General features: G+C 52.8%; 5 protein-coding genes. All 5 read right to left on the minus strand.

Going from position 1 to position 7,842, the window contains the following annotated elements:
* Positions 1-193 precede the first annotated feature (193 nt).
* The 5 genes from lon to GX016_10660 all read right to left on the minus strand — a co-directional run bounded on the left by lon (position 194) and on the right by GX016_10660 (position 7,662).
* Complete coding sequence (gene lon / locus GX016_10640) at positions 194-2,512, minus strand: endopeptidase La (GenBank protein ID HHT71998.1); 2,319 nt, start codon at positions 2,510-2,512, stop codon at positions 194-196.
* An 80-nt stretch (positions 2,513-2,592) separates the two neighbouring features.
* Complete coding sequence (lonB, locus tag GX016_10645; GenBank protein ID HHT71999.1) at positions 2,593-4,269, minus strand: ATP-dependent protease LonB; 1,677 nt, start codon at positions 4,267-4,269, stop codon at positions 2,593-2,595.
* A gap of 82 nt (positions 4,270-4,351) precedes the next feature.
* Positions 4,352-5,614 carry an ATP-dependent Clp protease ATP-binding subunit ClpX gene (gene clpX, locus GX016_10650; protein HHT72000.1) on the minus strand — a complete coding sequence of 421 codons (1,263 nt, stop codon included), beginning with the start codon at positions 5,612-5,614 and terminating at the stop codon, positions 4,352-4,354.
* A 12-nt stretch (positions 5,615-5,626) separates the two neighbouring features.
* Positions 5,627-6,220, minus strand: a complete 594-nt coding sequence (gene clpP, locus GX016_10655; GenBank protein ID HHT72001.1) for an ATP-dependent Clp endopeptidase proteolytic subunit ClpP — start codon at positions 6,218-6,220, stop codon at positions 5,627-5,629.
* A 71-nt stretch (positions 6,221-6,291) separates the two neighbouring features.
* Positions 6,292-7,662 (minus strand): trigger factor, encoded by a 1,371-nt coding sequence (locus tag GX016_10660; protein ID HHT72002.1) that lies wholly within the window; start codon positions 7,660-7,662, stop codon positions 6,292-6,294.
* Positions 7,663-7,842 lie beyond the last annotated feature (180 nt).

Genomic DNA, 7,842 nt, shown 5'->3' on the forward strand with positions numbered 1-7,842 from the left:
GCCAAAATTCGCGGCCTTACCAGCGACGATATCTACCGCGGTCGAAAAAAGAAACCGGAGAACTGAACCCCGGTTTCCCTACGCGATGGCTATGAGGCGTGGTTTTCGGAACGGCACCGAGGCCAGCTTGCACCCGAAGGGTGTTCCCTACGGCATACCAAGAGACAGCTCGGGCAGGCACAAAGACCCACCCCTACCCCAACTTTAGAGCCTGCTCCAGCACCTGATCCATATTTTCCACGAACACAAAATTCAACTTGCGCTGCACATGGCGCGGAATCTCGTCTAAATCCCGGCGGTTTTCGTCCGGCAGGATCAATGTTTTGATCCCGGCCCGGTGAGCCGCCAGGACTTTTTCTTTTATACCCCCTACCGGCAGAATCCGGCCCCGGAGGGTAATCTCGCCGGTCATAGCTACGTCAGCCCGTACTGGCCGGCCTGTCAACGCCGAAGCCAGGGCTGTAGCCATGGTAATGCCGGCTGACGGGCCATCTTTGGGGATGGCTCCTTCAGGCACATGGATATGAATGTCTTGTTTTTCATTAAAATCGTCGGCAATACCCAAGGCGGCGGCTCGTGAACGGATGTAAGTGTAGCCGGCCTGAGCCGATTCCCGCATCACATCCCCCAACTGCCCCGTGAGGGTTAAACGGCCTTTGCCGCCCATGATACTCACTTCAATACTAAGTACATCACCGCCCACCTCAGTCCAAGCCAAGCCTGTGGCTACTCCCACTTCATCTTTCTTCTGAGCCGTACCGAAGCGAAAACGGGGAGAGCCCAAATAAACATTCAAGTTGCGCGAGGTAATATTTATCTTCTGCTTCTTGCCCTGCACGATTTCTCGCGCACCTTTCCGGCACAAGGCGGCAATAGACCGCTCCAAATTGCGTACCCCGGCTTCGCGCGTATACTCTCGAATAATGCCCTTAATGGTGTTATCCGACAGCGTCAGCTGCTGCGGCCTAAGGCCGTGCTCTTTGAGCTGCTTGGGCTGAAGAAAAGAGCGGCCGATATGGAGTTTTTCCTCCTCCGTATAGCCCGGCAAACTAATTACTTCCATCCGATCTAGCAGCGCCCGGGGAATGTTGTGGGTGGTGTTGGCCGTAGTAATAAACATGGTATGGGACAAATCAAACGGCAACTCAATGTAGTGATCACTAAAAGCATGATTCTGTTCGGGATCCAGCACTTCCAATAAGGCAGCGGACGGATCGCCCCGGAAATCCATACTCATTTTGTCGATCTCATCGAGCAGAAAGACCGGGTTTTTGGAATCGGCCTGGCGCATTCCCTGAATTACTCGCCCCGGCAAAGCGCCCACATAAGTGCGGCGATGGCCACGAATCTCGGCTTCATCCCGCACACCCCCCAAAGAAACACGAACAAAGCGACGGTCTAAAGCCCAGGCAACTGATTTGGCCAAGGAAGTCTTGCCTACTCCCGGCGGTCCCACCAGACAAAGTATCGGACCCTTCATCTTCTCCGCCAGTTTCCGCACCGCCAGATATTCCAGAATTCGTTCCTTAACCTTTTTTAGACCATAATGGTCTTCGTTTAGAATCTGTTCAGCCCGGTCCAAATCCAACCGGTCGGCGGTGGTCTTATTCCATGGCAAAGCTAACAGCCACTCTACGTATGTGCGCACCACCACAGCTTCGGCAGCCATGGGCGGCATTTTTCCCAGCCGGTCGGCTTCGCGTTCGGCCTTTTCGCGCACTTGGTCCGGTAAGTCCGCCTCGGCAATGCGGCGTTCAAATTCCAGCGCTTCGTTGGCCTCTTCTCCTCGCTCTCCTAACTCCGTTTGGATCGCCTTAAGCTGTTCGCGTAAATAGTACTCGCGCTGGGACTTCTCCATCTGTTTACGAACCCGAGCGCCGATCTTCCGCTCCAGTTCCAAGATCTCCAGCTCCCGGCTGAGAAAAGAATACAGGGTTTCCAGCCGGTCTGGTAACTGGACCGCTTCCAATAGTCTCTGCTTGTCCTCTTGCTTGAGATTAAGATGAGCTCCGATCAGATCGGCCAACCGCCCCGGTTCCTCTACCGTAACTATGGACACCACTGTTTCGGCCGGGATCTTCTTCGACAGCTTCACATATTGCTCAAACAAGAAAACTATACCCCGCATCAGGGCCTCGATCTCGGCGCTGTCCTCAATCTCTTTTTCTTCGTATTCTTCACAGTCTACCAAATAAAAGGGGTCGGTCTGTTCGATCGACATGATACGACCCCGAGCCAGCCCTTCCACCAAAACCCTCATGGTGCCCCCGGGAATCTTCAGCAGCTGCTTGATCTCGGCCACAGTACCTACCTGATAGATCTGGCCGGATTCAGGTTCGTCCACCCGGGGATCTTTTTGAGTTACCAGCAATAGCTGTTTATCCTGTACCATGGCTTCTTCCATAGCCGCAATAGATTTAGGCCTACCCACATCTAAATGGACTACCATGTAAGGAAACACTTGTATGCCCCGCAGGGGCAGGAGAGGTAGTGCACGTTTCGATGCTTTCATGTTGGTCACACCCTCTGGCTCTTTAAAGTCGTTTTTCATCTCCATTGTACCATAAGACCAGCAAAAAAGAAGCGCCCGGCTTAGCTGGAAGCAGCCGGCCTGAGACTGGCCAGCTCTATGTCCGGGCGACCGCTTCGCACCAATACTTCCTTGAATACTTGCTCCAAGGTCCCGGCCGGTACAACCTGAATTCCTGAGTAGTGAGCCAGGATTTCCTGCCAGTTATCAACTGGAATAATCACCTTGTTGGCCCCGGCAGCCCGAGCAGCTTCTATTTTGGCCGTAATACCGCCTACCGGCTTAATCTGCCCTCGAATGGATACTTCGCCGGTGATAGCAGCATTATTGTCCACTGGCACCCCAGTAAGGGCCGAGCAAATCGCCACTGCCATACTGGCCCCGGCTGAAGGTCCATCTACCGGCATACCACCGGGGAAATTTACATGGATATCAAAATCGCCTGGATTAAAATTTAAGTAGAGGCGCAACACTGTAAGCACATTGGCTACTGACTCTTTAGCCGTGCTCTTGCGGCGGACCACATGACCAAACCGTCCCATTTCTTCTTCTTCAATTACCCCGGTAACGGTTAGCCGTCCATTGCCCTTGGACACCGGAAACACCGTCACTTCGATTTCCAACAGCATGCCCAAGTTAGTACCGTAAACAGCCAGCCCGTTGGCATAGCCCACTTGCGGAACAGCCGGCACCCGCCGATCCGGACGGGGAGAATATTGCCCGCTGTTTACCACCCACTCTACCATCTGGGTCTGGATCTGGGCCTGCTGTTCACCCAGAGCAATGCCAGCCGCAATCTGAATGATATTAACAGCATCGCGACCGTTGCAAGCATAACGAGCCACCACGTCCACCGCCCCCTCTTCTAAGGGAAAGCCGATCTTACTCGCGGCATTGGCGGCAATAATACGCACTTCCTCCGGTAATAAGGCCCGAAAAAACACTTCTACGCAGCGCGATCTTAGCGCCGGCGGCAATTCATCCGGGGAGCGGGTAGTAGCCCCGACTAAGCGAAAATCCGCCGGTAATCCGTTCTTAAAAATATCGTGGATGTGGCTGGGGATGTTGCTGTCTTCGGAGTTGTAATAAGCGCTCTCCAGATAGACCACCCGATCTTCCAGAACCTTGAGCAACTTGTTCATCTGGATAGAATGCAGCTCCCCGATTTCGTCCAAAAAAAGCACCCCGCCGTGAGCCTTGGTAACCGCCCCAGGCTTAGGTTGGGGAATCCCGGCAATGCCCAGTGGCCCGGCTCCCTGATAAATGGGATCATGCACCGAGCCCAGCAACGGATCGGCGATCCCCCGTTCGTCGAAGCGGGCGGTGGTAGCATCCACTTCGATAAACTTAGCATCGCTCCGGAAGGGGGAAAGCGGATTTAGTTTGGCCTCTTCCAATACCAGCCTGGCAGCGGCTGTCTTACCCACCCCAGGTGGACCGTACACTAAAACATGCTGGGGATTGGGCCCGCAAAGCGCTGCCCTTAGAGCTTTCAGCCCCTGTTCCTGCCCGATAATCTCTTCAAATGTGCTGGGGCGGGTTCGTTCCGCTAAAGGTTCACTGAGCGAGATCTCCCGCAGCTCCCGTAGCTTATCCAGTTCCTTGCGGGACTCACGCTCTACGGCAACCTTATTTCCTTGTTGGGAGCGAAGCAGGTTCCAAAAGTAGACACCGATAACGATAGCAAAAAAAATCTGGACAACCCCTAAGAAGCTGCCCAAACCCGGGGTCAGGGCCATACTTTAACCTCCCTTCCGCATCACTTCTATTATCTCCGTGGCGGTGGGGATTTATCAAAGAAAGAGCTCGGTAACCCGAGCTCTAAGCAGAAGCTTCTCTTTTTCTTCCCTTGCGTTCTCGCAGCACTACTATGGGCGGATCACGTTTTTCCACGGCGTCCTTAGTTACCTGAACTTTCATCACATCATTGCGCGACGGTATATCGTACATAACTTCCAGCATAACTTCTTCCATAATGGCCCTGAGCCCCCGGGCACCGGTTTTGCGTCTGATAGCTTCCTCGGCAATCGCCTTGAGCGCGTCCGCTTCGAACTCCAGCTTCACCCCGTCCAGCTCAAAGAACTTCTGATACTGCCGTACCAAGGCGTTCTTCGGCTCGGTAAGAATTTGCACCAGGGCCTCGTCATCCAAAGCATCCAGGGTGACAATAACCGGAACTCGGCCGACAAATTCGGGAATCATTCCATAGTTGAGCAGATCCTCCGGCATAATATGCTTGAGAATATCGCCCACTTTCAGGTCCGCCTTGCTCTTAATTTCTGCCCCAAACCCCATAGTTTTCTGCTGCATCCGTTTTTGAATAATCTTGGCGACGCCTTCAAAAGCACCGCCCACAATGAACAGAATGTTGGTGGTGTCGATTTGGATAAACTCTTGATGGGGATGCTTCCGGCCTCCTTGGGGAGGGACACTGGCCACAGTACCTTCCAGGATCTTCAGCAAGGCTTGCTGCACACCCTCACCGGAAACATCGCGAGTAATGGACGGATTCTCCGACTTGCGCGCAATCTTGTCGATCTCGTCGATATAAACAATGCCCCGCTCCGCCTTCTCAATGTCGTAGTCGGCATTCTGGATCAGTTTGAGCAGAATGTTCTCCACATCCTCGCCCACATAGCCGGCTTCCGTCAGCGAAGTGGCGTCGGCAATAGAAAACGGTACATTTAAGATTCGAGCCAGCGTCTGAGCCAGCAGTGTTTTGCCTGAGCCGGTGGGCCCCAGCATAACAATGTTGCTCTTGTGCAATTCTACATCATCCACCCGCGCACCCACATTGATGCGCTTGTAGTGGTTATACACCGCCACAGCCATAATCTTCTTAGCCCGTTCTTGGCCAACAACATACTGATCAAGGATAGCGGCAATTTCCTTGGGCTTGGGGATATCTTTGAGCTCTAGCTCCATGTCATCGGATAGTTCTTCCTCAATAATTTCGTTGCAGAGCTCAATACATTCATCACAGATGTAGACGCCCGGACCGGCTACCAGTTTGCGCACTTGCTCCTGCGCTTTACCACAGAACGAACACTTAAGCTGGCCCTTTTCGTCGTTAAACTTAAACATGGCTCTCCCCCCTTATCCCTTGCCACCTCTCCGCGCCATCACGTCATCGACCAGACCATATTCCTTGGCCTCGTTGGCCGACATAAAGAAATCGCGATCGGTATCACGCTGGATACGCTCCAACGGTTGACCGGTATGCTGGGCTAAAATATCGTTCAAGCGTTCACGAGTTCTAAGAATTTCTTTGGCGTGAATAGCAATATCAGCAGCTTGGCCCCTCACGCCTCCCCAGGGCTGGTGGATCATGATCCGAGCATTGGGCAGTGCAAATCGCTTCCCTTTAGCGCCGGCGGCCAAAAGTACAGCCCCCATGCTAGCGGCCAAGCCCATGCAAATAGTGCTCACATCGGGCTTAATATACTGCATGGTGTCGTAAACAGCCAACCCAGCCGGCACCTCTCCACCTGGAGAATTCACATACAGGAAAATATCTTTGTCTGGGTCTTCAGCTTCCAAAAACAGCAGCTGGGCAATAACAGTGTTGGCTACTGCCTCATCGATAGCACTGCCTAAAAAGACAATCCGGTCTTTGAGCAGTCGTGAATAGATATCATAGGCGCGTTCACCCCGGTTTGTCTGCTCCACTACCATTGGTACTAAAGTCATATATCGGCACCCCCTCAATTTGTGCTTCGTTAACAAAATCATATGAGCAGTTTTCCCGACTTGCTCTGCCTTTACTCTTTCGCTTCCACCGGCTCAGACTCAACCGCCGTCTCGCCTTCATCCACAGCAGTACTGGTATCTTCCTCCGGGTCAACTTCAGTCACCGCTGCCTCCCGTAGCAATAAGTCAACGGCCTCCTGGCGCAACAAGCTGACAGCCATGGCTTCCTGAGTACCATCCTCACTCCAGCGCTCCTTAGCCTGCTCCGGGTCCTTTACACCGGCTGCCAAGCTGTCTAAAGCCTGGGCCAGCTTCTCCGGGGTCACAGTGAGATTCTCCTTTTTGGCGATGGCATCCAGGATCAGTTCTTGTTTCACCGATTCGCGGGCTGCAGGAAGAAACTCCTCCTCAATGTTTTCCGCTGTCGTCTCCTTGAACTCACAATACTTCTCTAACGTCACGCCCCGGTGTTCCAGTTCATGAGCAAAATTACGCAACATGGTACGAGCTCGACGTGTGGCCATTACAGCCGGTACTTCTACCTCCGTGCGCTCCATAACCTGCTCTATAGCCTGGGTTTCCATTTTCTCTCGGACGCGTTGTTCTTTTACTTCCTGTAAGCGTTTTTCAAGGTTAGCTTTTAGCTCCTCTAAGGTGTCGAACTCACTTACATCTTTAGCAAACTCGTCATCCAAATTGGCCAGACGTTTCTTGTGAACATCGTTTACGACCACACTAAACACTGCTTCCTGGCCGGCTACCTCAGCTACACGAAAATCGTCCGGAAGAGCAATCTTAACTTCCAGGCTGTCGCCCTTCTTGGCCCCTACCAGTTGTTCACCCAAACCAGGGTAAAATCCCGGCGTGCCAATTATCAGGGGCATATTTTCGGCTTGGCTACCTTCAAACGGCTGCCCATCAACTGTACCCGAAAAGTCCACCATTATCAAGTCCCCTGTATCGGCAGGTTCATCTTCAGAGGCCTCCATGGTAGCTTGCCGCTCCCGCAGATTCTGAAGAACGTCTTCCACTTCTTCTTTCGTAACCACAACTTTTTCCTTGTTAATGGCCAGACCTTTGTACTCCCCCAGCGTCACTTCCGGCTTAACCTCCACTGTCGCCTTGAACACCAACGGAGCGCCTTCCTCTATTGTAACCACTTCCACCTGTGGCCTGTCAATGGGTTCCACACCCTGTTCTTCCACAGCTTGGCTATATGCTTTCGGCACCAAAAGTTCCAGGGCCTCGTCAAGGATTGCTTCTTTCCCCACCGTCAGTTCCAGTATATTCTTAGGAACTCGGCCCCGCCTGAACCCCGGCACCTTAACCCTGTGGGCCAGAGAACGTACAGCTGCTACGATAGCTGCGTTTACCTTATCACTGTCCACCTCTACTTCCAAGCAAATTACGTTTTTTTCCACTTGCTCTACCTTGACGCTCAAAATGGGAAACCTCCTCACCAATTTATATGTTCCGCCGGCCCAATTGTACCGCAGATCAAGTAGAGGTCTTAACCAGCAGCCAGGCCTCTCCTTGGTAGTATTACTTCTACACCAAAGAAAATTCTCCTCTACCAACCGGGCAAAAGCAAAGTCCCGGCTTGTCACCGAGACCAAATCGTA

Source organism: Bacillota bacterium (assembly GCA_012837285.1).
Classification (GTDB): Bacteria; Bacillota; DTU030; order DUMP01; family DUMP01; genus DUNI01.

Coding starts and splice junctions, on each gene's coding strand:
- lonB (HHT71999.1), bottom strand. CDS start 4,269: ATGGCCCTGACCCCGGGTTTGGGCAGCTTCTTAGGGGTTGTCCAGATT.
- clpX (HHT72000.1), bottom strand. CDS start 5,614: ATGTTTAAGTTTAACGACGAAAAGGGCCAGCTTAAGTGTTCGTTCTGT.
- clpP (HHT72001.1), bottom strand. CDS start 6,220: ATGACTTTAGTACCAATGGTAGTGGAGCAGACAAACCGGGGTGAACGC.
- lon (HHT71998.1), bottom strand. CDS start 2,512: ATGAAAGCATCGAAACGTGCACTACCTCTCCTGCCCCTGCGGGGCATA.